Annotated in this window: 21 protein-coding genes; 11 read left to right on the top strand and 10 right to left on the bottom strand. The window is 71.7% G+C overall.

Translation table 11 applies throughout. The features are described 5' to 3' along the window. Window positions 1-38 precede the first annotated feature (38 nt). The 3 genes from ACN4JJ_RS11005 to ACN4JJ_RS10995 form a co-directional block, all read right to left on the bottom strand. Window positions 39-1,010 carry a ferredoxin family protein gene (locus ACN4JJ_RS11005; protein WP_440709955.1) on the bottom strand — a complete coding sequence of 324 codons (972 nt, stop codon included), beginning with the start codon at window positions 1,008-1,010 and terminating at the stop codon, window positions 39-41. A 121-nt stretch (window positions 1,011-1,131) separates the two neighbouring features. Beyond that, complete coding sequence (locus ACN4JJ_RS11000) at window positions 1,132-2,487, bottom strand: cupin domain-containing protein (protein ID WP_440709954.1); 1,356 nt, start codon at window positions 2,485-2,487, stop codon at window positions 1,132-1,134. Beyond that, on the bottom strand, window positions 2,484-2,741 hold the full coding sequence (locus ACN4JJ_RS10995; RefSeq protein ID WP_066043706.1) for a BatC protein: 258 nt from the start codon (window positions 2,739-2,741) through the stop codon (window positions 2,484-2,486). The genes ACN4JJ_RS11000 and ACN4JJ_RS10995 overlap by 4 nt, the downstream gene beginning before the upstream one ends. A gap of 169 nt (window positions 2,742-2,910) precedes the next feature. Between ACN4JJ_RS10995 and ACN4JJ_RS10990 the strand changes: the two genes are divergently transcribed. Then, window positions 2,911-4,854, top strand: a complete 1,944-nt coding sequence (locus ACN4JJ_RS10990; RefSeq protein WP_440709953.1) for a cation:proton antiporter — start codon at window positions 2,911-2,913, stop codon at window positions 4,852-4,854. Window positions 4,855-4,871: 17 nt separating this feature from the next. Here the strand turns inward: ACN4JJ_RS10990 and ACN4JJ_RS10985 are convergent, their stop codons facing one another. Beyond that, window positions 4,872-6,197 (bottom strand): YncE family protein, encoded by a 1,326-nt coding sequence (locus ACN4JJ_RS10985; RefSeq protein ID WP_440709952.1) that lies wholly within the window; start codon window positions 6,195-6,197, stop codon window positions 4,872-4,874. Between the two features lie 273 nt (window positions 6,198-6,470). Between ACN4JJ_RS10985 and ACN4JJ_RS10980 the strand changes: the two genes are divergently transcribed. The 7 genes from ACN4JJ_RS10980 to ACN4JJ_RS10950 all read left to right on the top strand — a co-directional run bounded on the left by ACN4JJ_RS10980 (window position 6,471) and on the right by ACN4JJ_RS10950 (window position 14,416). Next, window positions 6,471-7,367: an EamA family transporter gene (locus ACN4JJ_RS10980; protein ID WP_440709951.1), complete on the top strand. Its 897-nt coding sequence runs from the start codon at window positions 6,471-6,473 to the stop codon at window positions 7,365-7,367. A 125-nt stretch (window positions 7,368-7,492) separates the two neighbouring features. Continuing rightward, window positions 7,493-8,443: a phosphate/phosphite/phosphonate ABC transporter substrate-binding protein gene (locus tag ACN4JJ_RS10975; protein WP_440709950.1), complete on the top strand. Its 951-nt coding sequence runs from the start codon at window positions 7,493-7,495 to the stop codon at window positions 8,441-8,443. A 67-nt stretch (window positions 8,444-8,510) separates the two neighbouring features. Further along, entirely contained in the window at window positions 8,511-9,356 is an 846-nt protein-coding gene (gene phnC / locus ACN4JJ_RS10970) for a phosphonate ABC transporter ATP-binding protein (protein ID WP_440709949.1), read from the top strand. Next, window positions 9,353-11,182, top strand: a complete 1,830-nt coding sequence (locus ACN4JJ_RS10965) for a PhnE/PtxC family ABC transporter permease (protein WP_440709948.1) — start codon at window positions 9,353-9,355, stop codon at window positions 11,180-11,182. The genes phnC and ACN4JJ_RS10965 overlap by 4 nt, the downstream gene beginning before the upstream one ends. Then, window positions 11,179-12,405: a TIGR03364 family FAD-dependent oxidoreductase gene (locus tag ACN4JJ_RS10960; protein WP_440709947.1), complete on the top strand. Its 1,227-nt coding sequence runs from the start codon at window positions 11,179-11,181 to the stop codon at window positions 12,403-12,405. The genes ACN4JJ_RS10965 and ACN4JJ_RS10960 overlap by 4 nt, the downstream gene beginning before the upstream one ends. Beyond that, window positions 12,402-13,136 carry a phosphonatase-like hydrolase gene (locus ACN4JJ_RS10955; protein WP_440709946.1) on the top strand — a complete coding sequence of 245 codons (735 nt, stop codon included), beginning with the start codon at window positions 12,402-12,404 and terminating at the stop codon, window positions 13,134-13,136. Before ACN4JJ_RS10960 ends, ACN4JJ_RS10955 begins: the two co-directional genes overlap by 4 nt. Next, window positions 13,133-14,416, top strand: a complete 1,284-nt coding sequence (locus ACN4JJ_RS10950; protein ID WP_440709945.1) for an alcohol dehydrogenase catalytic domain-containing protein — start codon at window positions 13,133-13,135, stop codon at window positions 14,414-14,416. Before ACN4JJ_RS10955 ends, ACN4JJ_RS10950 begins: the two co-directional genes overlap by 4 nt. 27 nt (window positions 14,417-14,443) lie before the next feature. Here the strand turns inward: ACN4JJ_RS10950 and ACN4JJ_RS10945 are convergent, their stop codons facing one another. Genes ACN4JJ_RS10945 through ACN4JJ_RS10930 form a run of 4 tightly spaced genes read right to left on the bottom strand, consistent with a single transcriptional unit; the run spans window position 14,444 to window position 17,517 of the window. Next, on the bottom strand, window positions 14,444-15,193 hold the full coding sequence (locus tag ACN4JJ_RS10945; RefSeq protein ID WP_440710295.1) for a GntR family transcriptional regulator: 750 nt from the start codon (window positions 15,191-15,193) through the stop codon (window positions 14,444-14,446). Window positions 15,194-15,211: 18 nt separating this feature from the next. Beyond that, on the bottom strand, window positions 15,212-16,039 hold the full coding sequence (locus ACN4JJ_RS10940; protein WP_440709944.1) for a hypothetical protein: 828 nt from the start codon (window positions 16,037-16,039) through the stop codon (window positions 15,212-15,214). A 12-nt stretch (window positions 16,040-16,051) separates the two neighbouring features. Next, window positions 16,052-16,366 (bottom strand): hypothetical protein, encoded by a 315-nt coding sequence (locus ACN4JJ_RS10935; RefSeq protein WP_440709943.1) that lies wholly within the window; start codon window positions 16,364-16,366, stop codon window positions 16,052-16,054. Further along, the gene (locus tag ACN4JJ_RS10930; RefSeq protein ID WP_440709942.1) at window positions 16,363-17,517 is read right to left on the bottom strand and encodes an inorganic phosphate transporter; all 1,155 of its coding nucleotides are present in this window, start codon (window positions 17,515-17,517) and stop codon (window positions 16,363-16,365) included. Before ACN4JJ_RS10930 ends, ACN4JJ_RS10935 begins: the two co-directional genes overlap by 4 nt. A gap of 169 nt (window positions 17,518-17,686) precedes the next feature. Between ACN4JJ_RS10930 and ACN4JJ_RS10925 the strand changes: the two genes are divergently transcribed. Then, entirely contained in the window at window positions 17,687-18,649 is a 963-nt protein-coding gene (locus ACN4JJ_RS10925) for a GGDEF domain-containing protein (protein ID WP_440709941.1), read from the top strand. Between the two features lie 26 nt (window positions 18,650-18,675). On the opposite strand, the gene ACN4JJ_RS10920 is transcribed toward ACN4JJ_RS10925, so the two are convergent. Further along, on the bottom strand, window positions 18,676-19,617 hold the full coding sequence (locus ACN4JJ_RS10920; protein ID WP_440709940.1) for a linear amide C-N hydrolase: 942 nt from the start codon (window positions 19,615-19,617) through the stop codon (window positions 18,676-18,678). A gap of 79 nt (window positions 19,618-19,696) precedes the next feature. On the opposite strand from ACN4JJ_RS10920, the gene ACN4JJ_RS10915 reads away from it, so the two are divergent. Together ACN4JJ_RS10915 and ACN4JJ_RS10910 are read left to right on the top strand one after the other, a co-directional pair. Beyond that, window positions 19,697-20,065, top strand: coding sequence for a hypothetical protein (locus ACN4JJ_RS10915; RefSeq protein ID WP_440709939.1), 369 nt, complete (start codon window positions 19,697-19,699; stop codon window positions 20,063-20,065). Between the two features lie 73 nt (window positions 20,066-20,138). Then, window positions 20,139-20,591 carry a BLUF domain-containing protein gene (locus ACN4JJ_RS10910; RefSeq protein WP_440709938.1) on the top strand — a complete coding sequence of 151 codons (453 nt, stop codon included), beginning with the start codon at window positions 20,139-20,141 and terminating at the stop codon, window positions 20,589-20,591. A 15-nt stretch (window positions 20,592-20,606) separates the two neighbouring features. On the opposite strand, the gene ACN4JJ_RS10905 is transcribed toward ACN4JJ_RS10910, so the two are convergent. Next, window positions 20,607-21,095 (bottom strand): pyridoxamine 5'-phosphate oxidase family protein, encoded by a 489-nt coding sequence (locus ACN4JJ_RS10905; protein ID WP_440709937.1) that lies wholly within the window; start codon window positions 21,093-21,095, stop codon window positions 20,607-20,609. Between the last annotated feature and the right edge of the window lie 28 nt (window positions 21,096-21,123).

The raw sequence follows: 21,123 nt of genomic DNA, 5'->3' as shown, positions 1-21,123 counted from the left end.
GGATGCGGTGTCTCGGCGGTGTTTCGGGGGTGTGACGGTCAGAATCCGCGCGTGAGGGCGACGAGGTCCCATTGGCGCACGCGGCCGGGGCGGGTGGCGGCGCAGGTGGAGAGCAGGGGGTCGGAGTGGGCTTCGGCGAGCTCGACGGTGATGGTGCGCGACGCGTCGGTGTCGGCGAGGGTCACCGTCCAGCGGGCGTGGCCGTCGCCGCCGTCGTGCCACTCCTCGCCGAGCGGGGCGTAGGCCTCGACGCGGTCGTCGCCGAACTCGAGCCGCGCGTAGTGCTGCGCGGCCTGCACCGGATGCGTGAGCGAGCTGCGGCCGCGGAAGAACGGCTCCTCGACGCGCCCGGCCCGGTAGCTCGCGGCGATCCGGGCCGCGTCGTCGTCGTCGACCCGCCCGTAGTAGAGGCCGTGCGGGAACAGGATCATCGTGCCGGCGAAGCGGTCGCCGCCGAGGTGCGAGCACTCCCAGGTCTCGTCGGGGAAGGCCTCGGCCAGGCGCGCCACCACCTGCCGCCCGCGCACGGCGCAGCACTGGTCGTGCCGGGCGTGGGCACACACGGCGAACACCGGCTGATCGGATGCGACGCCCGCCGAGCCGTCCAGCGGCACGTCGAGCAGCTGGTGCGGCTCGTCGACCTCGCCCCAGCGCACGGTCTCGTGCCCCGGCCGGCTGTCGACGAAGGCCCAGCGCCACCGCTGCGGCGTGCTGCGGTCGATGCGCTCGGGGTGGCGGCCCGTGCGGCGGATGGCGAGCGGGCGCATCCCGGCGCTCTCGATGCGCGTCACCAGGGCCCGGCCCAGCTCGACGTCGAAGGGCGGGTCGAGAAAGGCGCGGATACCCCAGGCGCCCTCGTTCTCCACCAGGAACCACTGCAGCCCACGGCCGCCGGTCGCGGCCAGCGGATCGTCGCGCTCGCGCGACCGGTCGCTGCACGGCCGCCACTCCGGCGCGGCGGGCGGGTGCGGCGCGGGATCCCCGGTGGCCGGCAGTGCGGCCGCGCTCATGCCGCCGCGCTCCGCACCCGGCGGGACGAGCGTGTCGACGCAGCCTCCCGCCGGATCCCGCCGGGAATCGCGCCCGGTCTCCCGCGCCTCCGGCAGCCCGCCCGGCCGCGCGCGGTGGCGTTCACGCGGGAACCAGGATGCCCTCGCGCAGCAGGCGCCGCGCCACGACGACCGCGCTCGCGGGGTCGAGGCCCGGCAACTCGGCGAGGGACACCGCTGCGCCCGCGTGCAGGCGCCGCACGGCCGGCTCGGCCTCGGCGGGCAAGGACACGGTCTTCGAGGGGGTGCGGATGCGCACGGTCTCGCCGTCGGGGCCGAGATCGACGGCGGCGTGCAGCGAGCCGCGCCAGCGCACGCGCGAGCCGGGGTTCAGCGCCGCGATGGCGTCGACCGTGGCCAGGGGCGACACCGGCTCGGGCCGGGTGGCGGAGGCGAAGCGTGCCGCGAGCCGGTTCGAGACGGTGACGGCCGCGTCTGTCGCGGGCCGCGCATCCGGAGTTCTCGGCGCATCCGCGACTCTCTGCGCATCGGTGGCTTCCTGCGCGCCCGCAGGACTGTGCGTGGGGCTGCCGGTGGAGGTGGTGGCCATCGCGGCGAACGCCTCCTGCAGTGCGGCCAGCGTGTCGTCGACCACGGGGCGCAGCGCCTCGGGGTCGGAGAAGTCGAGGCCGGCCGGCAGCGACCAGCGCAACGCGGCCACGTCGCCGAGCGAGCCGATCAACGCCTGCACCACGTCGGCGCGCGTGTAGGCGGCCACGCCGATGGTGAGGTGCACGCTGGTGCCGCCGAGGGCTTCGGCCGAATGGATCCACCCGCGCGGCAGATACAGGGCGTCACCGGGCTGGAAGACCGCGTCGATCACGGGCTCGTGCGTGGCGGCCTCCGTGACGGCGGCACGGTGATCGCTCCAGGGCTGGTCGCGGAGCGGATCCGGATGCACCGGAGCGTGGATGCGCCAGTGCTTCTCGCCGGCGATCTGCAGCACGAACACGTCGTGCACGTCGTAGTGCGGGTCGAAGCCGCGCGAGGACGCGGGGGTGATGTAGGCGTTCACCTGGATCGGATGCCCGAGGTCGTCGACCAGACGCCGGGTGAAGTCGATCAGCGGCGGCCAGATGCGGTGCAGCCCCTGCAGCACGATCGTGGCGCCCGCGGCGAACTCGGCGAGCACCTTCTCGGAACTGACCTGGTCGCCCACCTCGGCGCCGAAGCCGCCCGGCGCGGTGTACGCCGACGGCGGGAGCACCGATCCCTCGTGAGCCATCCGGATGAACGGGGTGCGCAGTCCGCGCTCGCTCACGAGCTCGTCGACCGCCTCCTCGGTGAGCAGGTCGCGGAACCCCTCCGGGAGGGTGGCCGCCCGGGACAGCAGGGGCGCCCGCCCCCAGAACTCGCGGTCGAACTCCGCCGGAGCGACCGAGATGCAGCGGGAGAGCGCGGGCCGGGCATCCGACCCGCGCTCGAAACCGTTCGTCACGCCGAGCCGTCGGCCCCGCCGTCGTGGCCGCCGGGGTTCGCGCCGCCGTCAGCGGTGCCCTCTCCCTCGTCGGCCGATCCGTCGGCTCCGCCGTCGTGCCCATCGGGGTTCGCGCCGCCGTCGGCCGGACCTTCGCCGCCGGCTGCCGAGCCGTCGGCCCCGCCGTCGTGGCCGCCCGGGTTTGCGCCGCCGTCGGCGGTTCCCTCGCCGCCCGCAGCTGCGTCGGTCGTGATGTCGTCGTCGTCGATTGCCATCCTGATCTCCTCTCACCGGCGGCCCGATGCCGTCGCTCGAAGCGTACGCCCGACCCCCGACGCCGCGCACCCTCCCCGTGTCGCATTTCGACGCGACGCGGGAACGGCATCCGAACGCCCTGGTCCGTGTGACCCGGGAGGGGCGCCGGGCCCTCGGTAGCCTTGGGGCATGGAGAGCACAGAGCTGGTCACGCTCGTGGTGGTGGGCGTCGTCCTGGTGATCGGGGCCGTGTCGTTCTTCGCGGGCCGCATCGGGGTCGCCGCGCCGCTGGCCCTGACCGTCGTGGGTGTGATCGTGGGCGCGATACCCGCCATCCCGCACGTGGAGGTCGAACCGTCGCTCGTGCTCACGGTCATCCTGCCGCCGCTGCTGTACGCGGCCGCCCGGCAGGTGCCGCTCGTCGACTTCCGCCGCAATCTGCGGGTGATCGGCTTTCTCGCGATCGTGCTCGTGGTGGTGTCGGCGGTGCTCGTGGGGGTGCTGGTGCACCTGCTCTGGCTCACCGTGCCGATCGCGCTGGCCATCGCCCTCGGGGCCGTGGTGGCGCCCCCGGATGCGGTCGCCGCCACGAGCCTCGGCAAGCGACTCGGTCTGCCGCCCCGCATCGTCACGATCCTCGAGGGCGAGGGGCTGGTGAACGACGCCACCGCCCTGGTGCTGCTGTCGACCATGCTCGCGATCGTCAGCACGTCGACCGAGTCGCCTAACGGCGGGATGATCGCCCTCACCTTCCTCTGGGCGGTCGTCGGCGCGGCGCTGATCGGGGGCATCCTCGGGGCGGTCGTCGTCGCGCTGCGGCGCCGCATCACCGATCCGGTTCTGGATGCCGCGGTGTCGCTGGTGGTCCCGTTCCTGGCGTTCCTGGCCGGCGAGACCGTGCACGCCTCCGGCGTGGTGGCCGTGGTGGTGGCCGGCATCGTGGTGGGCAATCAGGGGGCGTACCGCATCCGGGCCTCGTTCCGTCTCGCCGAGGCGAACACCTGGCGCACGGTGACGCTGCTGGTGGAGAACGCGGTGTTCCTGTTCATGGGGTTCCAGCTGTGGCCGGTGGTCACCGAGGTGCTCGAGCAGAACCAGCTGCTGGGCACGCTGGGGGTCGCGGGGCTCGTCATCCTGCTGCTGGTGGGCATCCGGTTCGCCGCCATGCCGCCCCTGCTCTGGACGATCCGCCGCCGGTACCGCAAGCGGGCGGCGCGGGCCGACAAGACGCAGGAGCGGTTCAGCGCGGTCACCGAGGAGGACTTCCAGCAGCGCGCCGCGAACATGCGCCGGCTCGGCATCCGGCAGTCGCCGCTGAAGGCCATCACGAGGGGCGCGCGGGCGCGACTGGGCCTCGTGACGAAGAAGGACAAGGCGGCGCGCGACGACATCCTGGCGCGGCTGGCCGAGCTGGAGCGGAACCCGCCGACGGAGCCCGTCGAGATCGATCCGACGATGCGGGCGCGCTTCTCGAAGACCTTCGAGAACTTCCGCAGACGGCTCGAGCAGCAGAACAACGACCTCACCGCCGAGCGTGACCAGGCGCTGGGCTGGCGCGACGGCGTGATCCTGGGCCTGTCGGGCATGCGCGGTGTGGTCACCGTGGCGGCCGTGCAGACCATTCCCGAGGGCCAGCCGATGCGCGAGTCGCTCGTGCTGATCGCGTTCGCCGTGGCGATCGTGACCTTGGTGGTGCAGGGGTTGCTGCTGCCGCCCGTGGTGCGCCGGCTGCGCCCGGCCGGCGACGACCCGGGGAGCGAGCGCACCGAGCTGTACGAGCTGCGCAAGCTCCTGAAGGATGCGGGCGACTCCGCGGTGGCCGCCGCCGCTGTGGAGGCCGAGTCGGCCGGGGCGCCGCTCGAGCCGAAGGCGCTCGCCGACGTGAGGGCCGAGAGCGACCGCTGGATGAACCATCTCGAGGTGTGGGCGAGCGAAGACCTCTCCGACCCGGAGAACCAGGTCACCCAGTACCGGCAGTTGCGCCGGGTGCAGCTGGTCGCCGAACGCGACGCGCTCCGCGACGTCTACGAGCGCGGCGCCTTCTCCTCGGAGTCGATCGACGCGATGCGCGTGGCGCTCGACGCCGAGGAGACCTCCCTCGACACCCTCGACGGCCGCTCCGCCGCCGAGTGACGGATGCGGCTGCAGGATCAGAACCGCGGAGGGGAGGGGGCCAGACCGGGCTCCACGTCGATCTCGCCTGCGAGAGCCGCGTCCGGTGCCGATCCGTTGCTTGCTGTCAGCTCGAAGCGATACGTACCGCTCCGGGTAGGCACGCCGGAGATCGCGCCGGTCGCGGCATCCAGGAGAAGGCCTGGCGGGAGAGTGCCAGACGTCACGGAATACGCGGGCGGCGGAGAGCCGGATGCTTTCACCTGGGCCACGAATGCACGCCCCGTCACTGCCTTCAGCGAAAAATCGGTCTTGTCGAAGGCGGGGCTGATGGTCCAGCTGATCCTGGACACCGTGTCGTCTCCGTTGTGGGCGACGAACGCCGTGTTCGACGAGGGATCGACTGCCACCTGGAAGGGGCCGTTGTTGACGGGAATCGTCGCGATCACAGACCGCAGGCTCAGATCGATGACACTGATGCTGCGGGCGACCCAGTTCGGCACCCATGCCACTCCCCGGGCACTGTCGATCGTCACCATACGCGGCTGCGCCGACACCGGGATGTCGGCTACCCGGCGCGGAACTCCGCGTGTCTCGTACACGGTCACCGAGTCTTCGTCGAAGTTCGCTACGTAGAGGTCGCCGGTCTCCGGATCGAGCGCGAGTTCCTTCGGCCCGTACCCGACAGCGAGTTCGCTCGCGCCCACCGCGCCAGTCAGAGTGTCGACGGTCACGACCGAATCGGTCGGGTAGCTGGCGACGTAAGCGGTGTGCGTCGCACCATCGACGGCGACGCCGCGGATGCCCGCGCCCACCGTAGTCGTGGAGATCGCCCCGGAGGTCGTGTCGATCATCGCGAGGGTCCCGCTGGTCGCGCTGGTCACGTAGGCCGTGCCGGTACTGTCATCGATGTCGATGCCCCACGCGCCCGCGCCGACGGTATAGGTCTGCGCCACGGTGTTCGTCGCCTGATCGATCACCGAGACGATTCCGTTGAGCTGACTCGTCACCCACACGGTGTCGTGGACGGAGTCGATCGCGAGAGCGACGGGCCACGGGTCGACCGCGACCGTCGAGAGCACCGAGCCGCTGTCTGAATCGATCACCGAGACGCTGTCGCCGTCGTTGTTCGCCGTGTACACCAGACCGCGATCGGCGTCGAGGACCGTGCCCATCGGACCCGCGCCGGAAGACGACACGTCGGACACGGTGAAGTGCGCAGTTCCGGCGAAGGCGGCGGCCGGGGTGAGCGCGACTGCGGTGGTGCCGGGGGCGAGCAGTGCCGCTGTGGGAGCTAGTGTCAAGGCCATAGCGAGCGCGGGGAGCCGCACACGCCAGCTGAGAGTGGTGGGCGAAGACGTCATGGATCGGACTCGTTTCTCCCCGATCCATCAGTGAGTATAGTTCAACTTGCTCAACGAGTGAAGCCTGCGGCGGCGCACTCTGCGGCTGGCTCGGCCTCGCTCCGCGCGGCTCTGCTACGGTCGTTCTCGATAGCGCCTAGGGTTCCGGAGCAGCAGTGCTCGACTGGTCCGAGCGGCGCCACGGCCGAAGCCCATGCAACGGCCGTCATCTGACAGGACAAAAGCCCGGAGGACCCTGCTTCGTCGCGCCCGCGACGAGTGGAACGGGTCCTCATGTCGTCTTTCGCCGTCCTCCTCGTGCTCTCCGCCGCCGTGGCGCACGCCGCCTGGAACGTGCTCGCCCACGGCGTGAGCCGCATCGGTCTGCCGTTCCTGTGGTGGGGCGCGGTGGTGAGCGCGGCGCTGTGGGCCGTCGCCATCCCGTTCACCGGGGGCATCGGCAGCGGCCGTGAGGCGGGCGCCGGCGACCTCGCCGGCTTCCTGCTGGGCGCGGGTGTCTCCGGAGTCATCCACGTCGTGTACATGCTCGTGCTGCAGAAGGGATACGCCACAGGCCGGCTGTCGACGGTGTACACGACCGCTCGCGGCACCGGGCCGACCATCAGTGTGGTGGTGGCCGTGCTGCTGCTCGGCGAGCGGCCCTCATGGGTGGCGCTGCTCGGGGTGGCCGCCATCCTGAGCGGTGTCGTGGCGGTGGGGCTCGCCGATCGGGGCGTCGGCGAGAAGCGGATGCCCGGCGACCGTCACCGCATCGACCCCGGCGTGCTCTGGGGTCTGCTCACCGGCGTCGCCATCGCGACCTACACGATCTGGGACGCCCATGCCGTGCGCACCTGGGAGCTGTCTCCGGTGGCGTTCATGGTCGGCTGCACCATCGTGGAGGTCCCGATCTACTCGGCGATGCTCGGCCGCCGGCATCGAGAACTCGGTGCGGTGCTGCGCCGGCACTGGCCGCGCCTGCTCGCGTTCGGCGTGCTGTCGCCGCTGTCGTACATCCTGGTTCTGCAGGCCATCACGATGGCACCGGTCGCGCTCGTGGCGCCGATGCGCGAGCTCAGCGTGATCCTGGTGGCGCTCTTCGGCGTGTTCGTGCTGCGGGAGGGGCGGCCGGGGTGGCGCATCGCCGCAGCGCTCGTCGTGGTGGTCGGAGTGGTGATGCTCGCGCTCTGAGGGCGGCATAGGACGCGAGATAGGCATACAAGAGGTGAACTTAAGCTGAACTAGGTCTACATAGGTATATTTGTTGTCGTCCGCGTGACAGCATTCTGACGTCCCGTTCCCACCGAAAGGCCGTCATGACCCTCCGCCGTTCGCAGCTCGCCACCGCCCTCGCCGGCGCCGCTCTGCTCGCCTCCGTTCTCGCGGGCTGTTCCGCCCCCGCCTCCTCCACGTCGACCGACTCCACCGGCGCTGCCGGAGCATCCGGAGACTCCGCCGGCACCTTCGCCGTCGACGAGAACACGCTCGTGTTCGGCGTCGTGCCCGACTCGGTGGAGACCGAGACCAACTACCAGCCGCTGATGGACTACATCGCCAAGGAGACCGGCAAGACGGTCGAGTACCACGAGTCCACCGACTACGCCGCGCTGATCGAGGCGGCCATCGCCGGCCAGATCGACGTCGCCAGCTTCTCGGGCTTCACCTACGTGACCGCCAGCAACAACGGAGCCCAGCTCACCCCCATCTCCTCCATCATCACCAAGGAGGGCCAGGAGCCGGGCTACTACTCGCAGGCCATCGTTCCCACGGGCAGCGACATCACCGACCTCGCCGGCTTCAAGGGCAAGAAGGTGTGCTTCGTCGACCCGTCGTCGACCTCGGGCTACCTGTTCCCGAGCTACAACCTGCTCGAGGCCGGCATCGACCCGGAGAAGGATGTCACCCCGGTGTTCGCGGGCAAGCACGACGTGAGCGTCGCCAAGGTGGGCGAGGGTGTCGAGTGCGAGGCGGGCTTCGCGGAGGACAGCGAGGTCGCGAAATCGGACAAGGTGAAGGTCGTCGAGCAGACGATGGTTCCCGGCGCCCCGATCGTCATGTCGTCGACCCTGCCGGCCGACCTGCAGGCGCAGCTCAAAGACATCCTGAGCGAGGTCACCATCGACCAGATCATCGCCGACGGCGTCGAGAGCGCCGACACCGACGGATTCCGCAGCGTGTTCTACGCCACGAGCCCGGTCGACGACGCGTATTACGACACCATCCGCGACATCTGCGAGAAGACCGACGCCACGCAGTGCCAGGGCTGACCGAGCGCGCCCACCGCGTGACCCCCTGACCGTCCGACCCGCTGACGAACCCGATCCGGAGGATCCCTTGACGAATCACGAGACGCCCATCGCGACTCCGACCGAGACAGTGGTGCGACTGTCCGGCGTCACGAAGCGCTTCGGCGCCACGACCGCTCTCGGCGGCGCCTCGCTCGAGGTGCGGCGCGGCGAGATCGTCGTGCTGCTCGGACTCTCCGGATCGGGCAAGTCCACCCTGCTTCGCCACATCGACGGCCTCGAGCAGCCGACCGAGGGCGGGGTCGAGGTGCTCGGCGAGAGCGTTCCCCGGCTGTCCGGCCGGCGGCTGCGCGAGCTCCGCCGCCGGGTGGGCTTCATCTTCCAGCAGTTCGAGCTGGTGCCCTCGCTCACCGTTCTGGAGAACGTGCTCACCGGATCGCTCGCCGGCGTGCGTGGCCCGCGCCTCGGCCTCTGGTCGTACGGCCGGGCCGGCAAGCTCGCCGCGCTCGGCCACCTCGACCGCGTCGGACTGCTCGACCGTGCGTATCAGCGCGCCGACACCCTCTCGGGCGGCCAGCAGCAGCGGGTCGCGATCGCCCGGGCACTGATGCAGGACCCCGAGATCCTGCTCGCCGACGAGCCCGTCGCCTCGCTCGACCCGGAGTCGAGCGACCAGGTGATGGCGCTCATCCGCGAGATCGCCCTCGACCGGGGCCTCACTGTGCTCTGCAGCCTGCACCAGGTCGATCTCGCCCTCTCCTGGGCCGACCGGGTCGTGGGGCTGCGCCACGGCGAGGTCGTGCTCGACACGCCCACGGAGGGCCTCGGCAAGGCGCAGGTGATGGAGATCTACGGCCGCGTCGCCACCAGCACCAGCGAGCTGCAGGCCATCGAGGCCGAGCTGCTGGCCGGCTCCACCGTGGAGGCGCGATGAGCACCGTGACCCGCACCCCCACGAGCGGCCGCCCCGGCGCGCGCACGCCGCACGGCCCCGGCGGCCCGGACGGCCCGCACGGCTCCACCGCTGCCGCCGACATCGCCGCGCGGGCACCCCGCCGCCGCATCTCGCCCGAGCGCATCGCCGCCGGCCTCACCCTCCTCGCTCTGCTCGTCGCCTCGGTCGTGGCGCTGAACAGCATCAGCATCGACCCCGCCAAGATGGCGCAGAGCTGGTCGAACGCCGAGCGCTTCTTCGGCCGGGTCGGTGCGATCTCGTTCCCCGAACCCGGTGAGCTGCTCTCTCTCACGGGCCTCACGCTGGGCCTGGTGATCTGCGGCACGCTCCTCGCGGCCGTCATCTCGGTGCCGATCGCCTACCTGGCCGCCGCCAACACCACTCCGGGCGCCGGATGGCGGGCTTTCGCCCGCTTCCTCGGGGTGCTCACCCGCGCCATTCCCGACGTCGTGTTCGCCATGGTGTTCGTGCTGATCTTCTCGCTGGGCACCCTGCCGGGCATCCTGGCCATCGGCATCCACTCGATCGGCATGATCTCGAAGATGTTCGCCGACGCCATCGAGCAGATCGACGAGGGGCCGCGCCTGGCCATCCGCGCGGCCGGCGGCAGCAAGCTCCAGGAGTTCACCGCCGGGGTGCTGCCCCAGGTGATGCCCTCGTGGGTGGCGACCGTGCTGCACCGAAACGACATCAACCTGCGCGGCTCGGTGATCCTGGGCTACGTCGGGGTGGTGGGCCTGGGCATGCAGATGTCGTTCGCCTTCAAGTCGCTCGACTACGGGCTCGGGCTCGGCTACGCCCTGGTGATCTTCGTGCTCTGCGTGCTGATGGAGGTGGTCTCCAGCGCGGTGCGGGCCGCCATGCTGGGCATCGCGCCCACCGGCCGTGGACTGGGTGACCGGATGCTGCGCGGACTCGGCCGCGCCCGGTCGGGCTCCGCGAACGGCGGGTCGGCTCGTGCCGGTGCTCGCACCGGCACCGTGCGGCCTTCGCCCGCCGCCGCGGTGCACACTCCGGAGGCCGCGCTCCGCCGCCCCTGGACCCGCATCCGCGTGCGCAACACGGTCTGGGGCTGGCTCGCGCTCGCCGTGGTGGCCGGCAGCATCCTGATCTGCGACATCCAGTGGGGCGACCTCGTCACCGTCTGGGCGAAGATCCCGGCCATCGCCGGGCAGTTCTGGCCGCCGTCGTTCGGCAGCTACGAGGCCTCGACGATGTTCGGTGCGATGGGCGAGACCATCGCCATCGCCCTGGCGGCCACCCTCCTCACCCTGGTCGTGTCGATCGTGGTGGGCTCGCTGGCCGCCCGCAACGTGGCGCCGAACCGGGGCACGCGCTCCGGGATGCGGTTGCTGCTCGTGGTGATCCGCGGCATCCCCGAGATCATCCTCGCGATCGTGCTGATCGTCATCTCCGGCCTCGGTACCCAGGCCGGCACCGTGGCGCTCGCCATCGGAGGCGTGGGGCTGCTCGGCAAGCTCGTCGCCGACTCCTTCGAAGAGGTCAAGGCCGGGCCCGAGCGCGCACTCACCGCTGCCGGTGCTTCGCGGCTGCAGGTGTACGCCGGTGCCACGGTGCCGCAGGGGCTGCGCGCACTCATCGGCCACACCTTCTACATGCTCGACACCAACATCCGCTGCGCGACCCTGCTCGGCATCGTCGGGGCCGGGGGAGTGGGCTACTACCTGCTGAACGCGAGCCAGGGCTCGAACTACGGCGTCGTCACCGCGATCGTGCTGATGATCCTGGTCACCGTGCTGGTGGTCGAGGGACTCGCGATCTGGATGCGGCGGGTGTTCCGGTGAGCGCCGGCGCGATCGGCGGTGACGCCGCCGCGGCACCGGGTGCGGGCGGCGCGACCGGTGCGGTCGAGCGGTTCGACGTGGTCGTCGTCGGAGCCGGCATCGTCGGGCTCGGGGCGGCGCTCGCCGCCGTCGACCGCGGATGCTCGGTGCTGGTGATCGACCGGGCCTCCGAGATCGCCGGTGCGACCGTCCGCAACTTCGGCCACCTCTGCTTCACCCCGCAGTCGGGCATCGCCCGCGACTACGGCCTGACCTCGCGCGGGATCTGGCTTCGGCTGGCCCGCGAAGCCGGGTTCTGGATCGACGACGCCGGCACCCTCGTGGTGGCCCGCCACGACGACGAGCTGCGACTGCTGCGCGAACTCGCCGGGCAGCGGGCGCCCCGGGCAGCGGGCGATCCCGTCGAGGTCGAGCTGCTCACCGCCGCCGAGATCGAAGAACATGCCGCCCTCCCAGCGGGTACCGCCGTCGGCGGCGCCCGCCTGCCCCGCGACCTGCAGGTCGACCCGCGGTTCGCCGCCGGCGCCATCCGCGACCACCTGCAGACCCGCGGCGTGGAATTCCGGATGCGCACGGCGGCCGGGCGCATCCGGAGCGGGCGGGTCGAGACCAGCCGTGGCCCGATCGACGCCGGCCTCGTGGTGGTGGCCGTGAACCACGACATCGACCAGCTCTTCCCCGCGCTCGCCGAGCGGCACGGTGTCATCCGCTGCGGCCTCGACATGCTGCGCGTCACCGCCGATCTCCCGCGCCCACTCGGAGGGCCGCTGCTCACCGGGTGGTCGCTCATCCGGTACAGCGCCTTCACCGGCACCTCGGCGTCGACGGCGGTTCGCGCCCGGCTGACCGGCGACCGGCCCGACCTCGCCGCCCTCGACCTGAACCAGATGTACACGCAGCGGCCCGACGGCTCGCTCATACTCGGCGACAGCCACTGGAAGGGCGAGAGCGTCTCGCCGTTCCAGCCGGAGGCGGCGTCCACGGCGTTCCTCGCCGAGTTCGAGGTGCTGTTCGAGCGCCCGCCCGCCGTGGTGGAGCGGTGGCAGGGCGTCTACGCCACCGCCCCCGAGGAGTTCCTGGTCGAGGAGGTCGAGCCCGGTGTGCTCGTCACCGTCGTCACCACCGGCATCGGCATGACCACCGGACTCGGCCTCGCCGAGCACGCCGTGGGCGGCCACCTCGACACCGTCATCCGACCCCTGAGAGAGAGCACGGCATCATGACCATCACCGCTGACGAAACCTCCACCGGCACCGCGCCGGCCCGCACCGTCCCCGCAGTTCCCGTCGAGCTCGTGGTGCTCGACATGGCCGGCACCACAGTGGTCGACGACGGCATCGTGGAGCAGGCCTTCGAGCGCGCTGCGCGGCGCACGGGACTGGATGCGCTCCGACCGCTCGGGGAGTCGCTGCGGTACGTGCGCGACACCATGGGGCAGTCGAAGATCGAGGTCTTCCGCCACCTCACCGACGGCGACGAGGCCGCCGCGCAGGCGGCGAACAGCGCGTTCGAGGCCGCGTACTCCGAGCTCATCGACGAGGTGGGGGTCGACCCCATTCCCGGCGCGGCCGAGACGATCGCCGCACTCCGCTCATCCGGGATCAAGGTGGCACTCACCACCGGCTTCTCGCCCGAGACGCGCGACGCGGTGCTCTCCCGCCTCGGCTGGGAGGTCGACGCCGCCCTCTCGCCCGCCGACGCGGGTCGGGGCCGCCCGGCGCCCGACCTGGTGCTCGCCGCGCTGATCGCCACCGGTGCGAACTCGGTGGCCTCGCTCGTGGTGGTCGGCGACACCGTGAGCGACGTGCGCTCGGGCCGCAATGCCGGTGCCGGACTCGTGGTGGGCGTCACCACCGGAGCCCACACGCGTGAGCAGCTGCTCACGGCCGGCGCCCACCTCGTGCTCGACAGCGTGCGTGAGCTCGCCGCTCTGCCGCAGCTGGCCGCGCGATGACGCTCGCCCGCGAGGCGATCTCGGCCATGCGGCGCGTGGTGGCCGCACCGGCCACCGCTGCCCGCCGGCCGTCGGCGGACGGCGTGACCGCCGCCGCCCGGCCCGACCCGGCCGCATCCGTCACCCGGGTCGAGCTGCAGCCCGCCCCCACCGCCATGGTGTGGCTGCAGGCCGGCCGCGCCCACGAGTGCATCGCGGTGCCTTCGGTGTCGCTCGAGCCCGGCGACGCCCTCGTCTCCGTCGAGCTCGCGACGATCTGCGGTTCCGACGTGCACACCACCCAGGGGCACCGCAGCGCTCCCGCACCGCTGGTGCTGGGGCACGAGCAGGTCGGCCGCGTCGTGGCGGTGGGTGAGGGCGCGGTGACCTCTGCCGGTGAACCGCTCGTGGTGGGGGAGCGGGTCGTCTGGTCGCTGACCATCGGATGCGGCGCCTGCGGCACCTGCGCGCGCGGCCTTCCGCAGAAGTGCGAGTCGGTGAAGAAGTACGGGCACGAGCGGCTCGAATCCGGCTGGGAGCTCAATGGCGGCTTCGCCTCGCACGTGCACCTGCGGCGTGGCACGGCGATCGTGCCCGTCGCCCGCGCCCTGCCCGCGACCGTGCTCGCCCCCCTGTCGTGCGGCACGGCCACCGCCGTCGCGGCCCTCGACGCGGCCTCGGCGATCGTGCCCCTCGACGGTGCCCTGGTTCTCGTGTTCGGCGCCGGCCTGATCGGCCTCACCGCCGCCGCGATCGCCACCGACAGGGGTGCCCGCGTCGTCGTGGTCGACCCCGCGCGGCGGCGCCGCACGCTCGCGACGCGGTTCGGGGCGGCCTTCGCGGTCGATCCCGGCGCGGAGACCGGCCATCCGGAGTCCTTGGCGACCGTGCTCGAGCAGCTGGGGGAGCGGCCGCTGGTGGCGATCGAGGCCTCGGGATCGGTGCACGCCGTCGCCTCGGCGGTCGGGTCGCTCGGAGTCGGCGGCGTCGCCGTGCTCGTCGGGAGCGTGTCGCCCTCAGCTGCGGTCGGGCTGGATCCGGAGAGCCTGGTGCGTCGGCTCGTCACCCTCCGCGGGGTGCACAACTACGCGCCGCACCACCTGGAGGAGGCTGCCCGCTACATCGAGTCACGGCACGAGGCGTACCCGTTCGCCGAGCTGATCGGCGCCACGGTGGCGCTCGGCGACCTCGACGACGGCATCGAGGCGGCGGCCGGCGGCAAGGCGGTGCGGATCGGCGTGGCGCCGGGGCTCGCTCCGGTGAAGCCGTGCAGCGCGCTGCGCGAGGAGCAGCCGGCCTGACGGGACAGGCGCGACGCGGTGCAGCGGCTACGCGCCGATCGAGCCGATCGCGCGGATGAAGTGGCTGCCCTCGCGCGCCCGGCCCGACGCCGACACGGTGAAGCGGATGATGTCACTGCGATACCGGTCGTCCGAGGCCTCGAAGATGCGGCCGTCGGCGCCGCGGGTGACGCGGTGCAGACGCAGGATGGGCGTTCCGGCCTCGACGTCGAGCAGTCGGCTGTCGAGCTCGTCGGCGGCGACGGCGTCGATCTCGTGGTCGACGTCCTGGTAGCCGTAACCGCGCTCGTTGAGGTATTCCGTGATCGAGACGGTATCGAGGTCGACATCGAACAGCACTCGCCCCACCTCTTCGATGAAGGTGAGCCGCTCGAGCATCGTGGGCCGCCCGTCGAGCAGCCGCAGCCGCACCACGTCGACGATCGGGGCGCCCTTCTCGATGCCGAGCGCGCGGGCCTTCTCGTCGTCGGCGCGCCGCAGCGACACCTCTTGGGTCTGCGCGCCGGGCCGGGTTCCCATCGACTCCGCCCAGCGGGTGAACGGGATCGACACGTCCGCCGCCTGCTGCGCCTTGCGCTCGGCGACCCGGGCCGGGCGGCCGCGCCGGGTCTCGATCAGCCCCTCGTTGCGCAGCGCGGCCAGGGCGTTGCGGATCGGCCCGCGGGAACTGCGCCAGAGTTCGGCGAGCTCGCCCTCGCTCGGGACGTCGTCGCCCGGCGAGAGCTCGCCGCTCACGATCTTGCGGCGGAGGTCGTCGGCGATCTCGACGTACAGCATGGCGGACACGTAGGCATACTAGTTGGCCTGTGCGACCACCGAGCGAACTCTGCGTGACCGGGCCGCGACGAACGCCGCCACGAACGCCGCAGCGGCGGCGAGCAGGGCGAGGGCGGCAGGGGCGGCGCTGCCGACCGGGGAGTCGTGGGTTCCGGTGAACGGATTCAGCAGCACGTAGTCGACGAGCGGGAAGGCGAGCACCGCGGCCACCGCCACGAGGAGCCAACCGGCGGCCTCCGCACCGCGCCCGCGGCCTCGCCTGCTCTGCCCACCCGCCGGGTCGCGGACGACCATCACCCCCGCCGGGTCACGGACGGCCATCACCGCCGAGCGGAGCGCGACGACGAGGGGAGCGACCGCCGCGACGGTCAGCACGACCAGTGCGGCCAGGCCGCTCCGGTCGTCGACGACGCCGAGAACCCCGCCGCTGAACGCCGCCGGCAGTTGCGTAGCGGCCGCGAACAGCCAGGTCGCGGCCGTGACCGCGCTTAGCACCAGGAGGATCCGGTGCCGGCGCAGGTGCACCGTCTGGATCACCCAGAAGACGACCAGCAGCAGCGAGGCGATGCCGGCGAGCACGACGGCGCCGGGGATGGGCTCGAACGGTACGGAGACCCAGACGTAGTCGCGCAGATGGTCGGATGCGGCCGAGCACGGGTCCGGGGACGACGCGGCGGCGGTCGACACGGATCCGCTCGGCGCGATGCAGGGAGCCCACCGGATGGCGGCGGCCGCCAGCTGCAGGAGCCCGGCGAACCCCAGCAGCACGGCACTCACCGCCGTGGACTCACGGTCCGGCCGCAGCCGGGCTTCGCCGTGCCCGTCGTCTCGCAGCGGTCGCGTCATCCAGCTCCCACCCTAGGAGTGGAACTGCGGGATGACCAGGTAGATGCCGTAGAGCACCGCCGCGATGCCGAGGGCGATGCACAGGTACGCGCCCGCGGTGGCCAGGGGCGGCCGGTGGGCCCGGTCGCTGCCCGTGGCCAGCAGGCGCAGGCCGAGCGAGTACGAGGCGACCACCAGCACGCTGGCGGTGAACGCCACCACGAACACGAGCACGAACGATCCCCAGTCGACCCCGAGGAACTGCCCCTCGCCGGCCGCCCCGCTCTCGGCCGCCACGGTGGCCGCCGGTGCGGTGAGTGCAGCGAGTGCGGTGAGTGCGGCGCTCATGCCGCCACCTCCTTCTCCTTCTTCGCAGCATCCGGGGCCTCGTCGACGTCGTTGACGTTCTCGTGGGTGACCGGATGCCGGCGGGACAGCAGGTAGATCACGAGACCGGCGGCGGCCCCGAGCACGGCGACGATGATCAGACCCAGGATGCTGCTGGTCGCGGCCCACGCGGCGAGCCCGCCCACCAGCGCGGCGGCCGGCAGCGTCACGCCCCAGGCGATCGCGATGCGCCCGACGATCCCCCAATGCACCGAGGCGAGCTTGCGGCCGAGCCCCGCGCCCACTACGGCGCCCGAGGTGACCTGGGTGGTCGACAGCGCGAATCCGAGGTGCGAGGAGACCAGGATGGTGGCCGCCGAACTCGTCTCGGCGGCGAACCCCTGCGGCGACTGGATGTCGGTGATGCGCTTGCCGACCGTGCGGATGATGCGCCAGCCGCCGAGGTAGGTGCCGAGCGCGATCGCGAGACCGCAGGCCAGGATGACCCAGAACTGCGGCGCCCCGCCGGCATCCTGGTACCCGGCCGCCACCAGGGTGAGGGTGATCACGCCCATGGTCTTCTGCGCGTCGTTCGTGCCGTGCGCGAGGGAGACCAGGGAGGCCGAGACCGTCTGGCCGTGCCGGAACCCCGCCTCGGCGCCGCGGCTGGCGGCGTGCTTCGTGAGCTTGTAGGCCACGTAGGTGGCCGTCAGCGCGATCACTCCCGCCACGAGGGGCGAGATGAGTGCCGGCAGCAGGATCTTCGACAGCACCACCGAGAAGTTCACCGCGCCGAAGCCGGCACCGATGACGGCGGCGCCGATGAGACCGCCGAACAGCGCGTGCGTGGAGCTGGAGGGCAGGCCGAGGTACCACGTGGTGAGGTTCCAGAGCACGGCTCCGATCAGGCCCGCGAAGATGAGGGTGGGGGTGATCTCGACCCCGTTCTCCCCCTCGTTGATGATGCCGTCGGAGATCGTCTTGGCCACCTCGGTGGAGAGGAAGGCCCCCACCAGGTTGAGCACGGCGGAGATGCCCACCGCCACGCGGGGCTTCAGGGCCCCGGTCGCCACAGAGGTCGCCATGGCGTTCGCCGTGTCGTGGAATCCGTTCGTGAAGTCGAACACCAGGGCCACCACGATCACCAGGATCACGGTGATGAGCACATCCATCGTTCCCTCCTCCCGCGGCCACGGTGGTCGCTCACGCCCTGTCTAGGCCCTCGTGCCCGCCCTGCCACCGGGGAGACGGGTGAAGAGGAGGTGAACAGATGCACGCCCGGCCGTGACGGCCTGGTTAGAATTCGACGCGACAGCAGAACGGATCGGCCGGGGGAGGGCGATGAGGCGAGCAGCGCGATGGCTCGAACGTCGATCCGTCCCGCCGTTCGCCTGGGTCACCGCCGCGGGCGGCGCCGTGATCGCGGGTAGCGGGCTGCTGGATGCCGTCACCTCCACGGGCGATCCGCTCGGCAGCGGGTGGACGTGGTTCTGGGTCGCGGTCACCGTCGTGCTCGCCGGCACCCCGATCGCGCTCGGCATCCGCTTCGTGCACTGGGTGGGCCTTGCGGGCGTGAGCGTCTTCTTCGTGATCACGTCGCTGCAGATGGCCGTCTCGACCGCGCCCGTGGCATCCGTCAACAACATCGTGCTGTACCCGATGCTCGCCTGCTATCTGGGCTGGTTCTACCGCCGTTGGCTCGCGCGGGCCGTCACCGGGGGAGGGTTCGCGCTCTCGTTCGCGGCGATCATGGTGAACCCCTTCGACGCCGTGCTGCTCACCTGGGTCAACATTCTGCTCGCCTCGGTGTTCTGCCTCGAAGCGGCGGGCTACCTGCGCAGCCGCCTGGACCGGGAGATCACCACCGATCCGCTCACCGGGCTGCTCAACCGCTCGGGGCTCGACGCCCGCATCGACCTGGAGCTCGGCCGGGCGGTGCGCACCGCGCAGCCCGTGGCGGTGGTGATCGTCGACCTCGACGACTTCAAGAAGATCAACGACCAGCGCGGGCACGCCGCCGGCGACCGGCTGCTGATCGAGTTCGCCGCCGCCCTGCGGGCGACCACCCGGCCGTACGACATGGTCGCGCGGATCGGCGGCGACGAGTTCCTGCTCGTGCTGCCCGCCACGACCGACAACCAGGCCCTCGAACTGATCGGCCGGCTGCGCGCCGCCACGCCCGAGCTCTGGTCGTTCGGCCTGGCCGTCGCCGAGCCGGACGACACCGCCCACTCCATCCGCGAGCGCGCCGATCAGCGCCTCTACGCGCACAAGGCCGCCCGCAAGCGGAACCCTGCCGGCTAGGGGAGGGCGAGGGTCGGCGCTGCGGCTCAGTAGAGCAGGGGCGCCGGCTCGAGGTGGGCGGTCTGATCGCCGACGAGGGTGAGTTCGCGGGGATCGAGCTTCCGTACCTCGGCCGCGTCGGCGAGATCGTCGAGGGTGACCCAGAAGATGTTGGGGCTGCGCGTGGAACCGAAGTAGTAGATCCGGTTCGTGAGGTCGGCACCGGCTCGCCACCAGGTCGGATAGACGTCCCCGGTGGAATACGGGGCGCCGTAGGGCACGGAGACGTTCGAGATGAGCTGGAAGACGCCGGCCACCGCCTCTTCGACGTTCTCCGGCTCGGGGAGGTAGTTCAGGAAGTAGGCGGATCGCACGAACCGGTCGGATGAGGTGATGTCACCGGGCGGGGGCAGCTCGCCACCGAACGGGCGGTACCGCTCGAGGTTCTGCAGCTGCTTGTCGAGGGTGGGTGAGTTGGCCATCACCGTGAACTCGCGCCCGTGGTGCACCACCAGCTCGCCGCCCAGCGGCTCGATCACCGCCGAGTCGCCCGAGGCGTCCTCGATCGCGATGTGCACGCCGAGCTCGATGCCGCGGAACGTCGGCGAAGTGATCCGCACCCGGTCGATGTCGGCCACGGCCTCGGCCACGGTGGCGTAGTTGTCCAGCAAATACTGCACCCAGAGCGCGTTCGCCACGGAGGGCCGCCCGTCGGCCTGCGGGAACTCGACGTCGTCGGGGTCGAGGTAGAGGGCGTGCGCGGCGAAGCCCTTCTCGTTCAGGCCGTCGACGGTGCCCATTCCCCACATGCTCGTCACGACGCTGCCGTAGCGCGAGGTCCAGCGGTGCGACTCGTGGTCGGCGTTGCCGCTGCGCTCGGTGCCGCGCGGCACGAACCAGAGCTCTGGCTCGTCGCTGACCGCCCAGTCCATGCAGCGGGCGACGGTGATCGCGACATCGTTGGTGTTCCAGAGGATGCGGGTGCACATGATCGCGAGCGTATCCCACCCGGGGCGCGCCGCACAGATCGACCCGGCCGGGGCGGGTGGAGCCGGATAGGGTGCAACCATGACGGGCCCCGACACGCAGCACGACCCCCGCGGATGGCGGCTCCTCGCGAGCTGGATCCGGGAGCAGAAGCTCTGGCGCGACGTGCTGACCCGCGTGCTCGCCGGGGTCATCACGGCGGCGATCATCTACGCCGGCGCCCTCCTGCTCGGCTACCTGCACACGCCCGAGCTCGCGGCGGGTGCGCTGCTCGCCCTAGGCATCGCGGGCGGCGGCATCCTGATCGCCGTCGCGGTCGGCCTGCTCGCGTCGTCGCCCGGGCGCCGGCGCGCCGGCCACGGGATCCTCGCGAGGATCATCACCGCCGCCGTGCTGGTGGTCGCCGCCGCCGCGATCGTCACCGGCGTCGTCATCGACGTCGCGAGCTAGCGCCTCCGCCCGCCTCGCGCCAGCCCCCCTCCCCACGTGCGCGGAGGGCGCGGCGCGCCTCTAGGGTCGAAGCATGCAGACCCGCCCGATCCGCTTGCTGTCCGTGGTGTACACGAGCACGGCGAGCAGTCCCTTCTCCGATGCCGAACTCGCGGCGCTCCTCACCGTCAGCCGCCGCAACAACGCGCGTTCGGGACTGACGGGCATGCTCCTCTACCGTGCCGGGCGGTTCCTGCAGGTGCTCGAGGGCCCCGAGGAGGCCGTCCGCCGGCTGATGGACCGCATCGGCTCCGACTCGGGACACCACTCCGTGCGGGTGCTGCTGGACGAGCAGGTCGCCTCCCGGCAGTTCCCGGAGTGGACGATGGGGTTCCCGACGGTCGCGGCCGCCCAGGAGGATCGGGTCCCGGGGTACCGCTCCACCTTCGACGACCTCGGCGACGAGCACGACGACGTGAACGCGACGACACCCGCGCTCCGGGAGCTCATCCGCTGGTTCCAGGCGAACGGCGCCCCCACCGGGTGAGGGCGCCGCATCGGCTCAGAGGTCGAGCTTCTCGTTGTCGACCTCCATCGGGCTGCCGGTCACCTTCGACTTCACGAAGCTGAACACGGTGGCGATGGTGGAGCCGGGGGTGTCCCAGTACTCCGCGCTGTCGGCGTGCACGATGAGGGCGCGGATGGCCGGATCGGTGCGACCGTCGGGGAACCAGGCTTCGACGCTCTTGTCCCACATCGCGTCGATGTAGGACTGCTCGGTCGTGAGCTCGGCGTGCCCGGTGACGGACACCCAGGAGTCGTTCGCGCTGAAGGCGAGGTTCACGACGGACTGCGCGGCGATCCGTGCGGCCGTCGACGACTCGGAGCTGGTGAGGAACCAGAGGTCGCCGTCGAAGCGGTGGTGCTGCTGCTGCATCGCCAGCGGCTGCGACACCGGATGCCCGTGCTCGTCGAGCGTGACCACCATGGCGATCGGGAAGTCGTCCAGCAGGTCGGCCAGATTCTCGAGGTCGGTCTTGTCGTCAGCCATGGTGTGCTCCATTCGTCGGTAGGACTCC

It is taken from the genome of Herbiconiux dendrobii, assembly GCF_052048175.1.
Taxonomy (GTDB): domain Bacteria; phylum Actinomycetota; class Actinomycetes; order Actinomycetales; family Microbacteriaceae; genus Herbiconiux.
The sequence above is the reverse complement of the archived record's forward strand: the minus strand, read 5'-3'. Positions and strand labels throughout refer to the sequence as shown.

What these genes read in the sequence shown, in the direction of transcription:
- ACN4JJ_RS10905 (WP_440709937.1), bottom strand. Translation starts at nt 21,095, where the DNA reads ATGGCTGACGACAAGACCGACCTCGAGAATCTGGCCGACCTGCTGGAC.
- ACN4JJ_RS10975 (WP_440709950.1), top strand. Translation starts at nt 7,493, where the DNA reads ATGACCCTCCGCCGTTCGCAGCTCGCCACCGCCCTCGCCGGCGCCGCT.
- ACN4JJ_RS10930 (WP_440709942.1), bottom strand. Translation starts at nt 17,517, where the DNA reads ATGGATGTGCTCATCACCGTGATCCTGGTGATCGTGGTGGCCCTGGTG.
- ACN4JJ_RS10950 (WP_440709945.1), top strand. Translation starts at nt 13,133, where the DNA reads ATGACGCTCGCCCGCGAGGCGATCTCGGCCATGCGGCGCGTGGTGGCC.
- ACN4JJ_RS10955 (WP_440709946.1), top strand. Translation starts at nt 12,402, where the DNA reads ATGACCATCACCGCTGACGAAACCTCCACCGGCACCGCGCCGGCCCGC.
- ACN4JJ_RS10945 (WP_440710295.1), bottom strand. Translation starts at nt 15,193, where the DNA reads ATGCTGTACGTCGAGATCGCCGACGACCTCCGCCGCAAGATCGTGAGC.
- ACN4JJ_RS10935 (WP_440709943.1), bottom strand. Translation starts at nt 16,366, where the DNA reads ATGAGCGCCGCACTCACCGCACTCGCTGCACTCACCGCACCGGCGGCC.
- ACN4JJ_RS10940 (WP_440709944.1), bottom strand. Translation starts at nt 16,039, where the DNA reads ATGACGCGACCGCTGCGAGACGACGGGCACGGCGAAGCCCGGCTGCGG.
- ACN4JJ_RS10995 (WP_066043706.1), bottom strand. Translation starts at nt 2,741, where the DNA reads ATGGCAATCGACGACGACGACATCACGACCGACGCAGCTGCGGGCGGC.
- ACN4JJ_RS10985 (WP_440709952.1), bottom strand. Translation starts at nt 6,197, where the DNA reads ATGACGTCTTCGCCCACCACTCTCAGCTGGCGTGTGCGGCTCCCCGCG.
- ACN4JJ_RS10910 (WP_440709938.1), top strand. Translation starts at nt 20,139, where the DNA reads ATGCAGACCCGCCCGATCCGCTTGCTGTCCGTGGTGTACACGAGCACG.
- ACN4JJ_RS10915 (WP_440709939.1), top strand. Translation starts at nt 19,697, where the DNA reads ATGACGGGCCCCGACACGCAGCACGACCCCCGCGGATGGCGGCTCCTC.
- ACN4JJ_RS10920 (WP_440709940.1), bottom strand. Translation starts at nt 19,617, where the DNA reads ATGTGCACCCGCATCCTCTGGAACACCAACGATGTCGCGATCACCGTC.
- ACN4JJ_RS10965 (WP_440709948.1), top strand. Translation starts at nt 9,353, where the DNA reads ATGAGCACCGTGACCCGCACCCCCACGAGCGGCCGCCCCGGCGCGCGC.
- ACN4JJ_RS10990 (WP_440709953.1), top strand. Translation starts at nt 2,911, where the DNA reads ATGGAGAGCACAGAGCTGGTCACGCTCGTGGTGGTGGGCGTCGTCCTG.
- ACN4JJ_RS11005 (WP_440709955.1), bottom strand. Translation starts at nt 1,010, where the DNA reads ATGAGCGCGGCCGCACTGCCGGCCACCGGGGATCCCGCGCCGCACCCG.
- ACN4JJ_RS10925 (WP_440709941.1), top strand. Translation starts at nt 17,687, where the DNA reads ATGAGGCGAGCAGCGCGATGGCTCGAACGTCGATCCGTCCCGCCGTTC.
- ACN4JJ_RS10980 (WP_440709951.1), top strand. Translation starts at nt 6,471, where the DNA reads ATGTCGTCTTTCGCCGTCCTCCTCGTGCTCTCCGCCGCCGTGGCGCAC.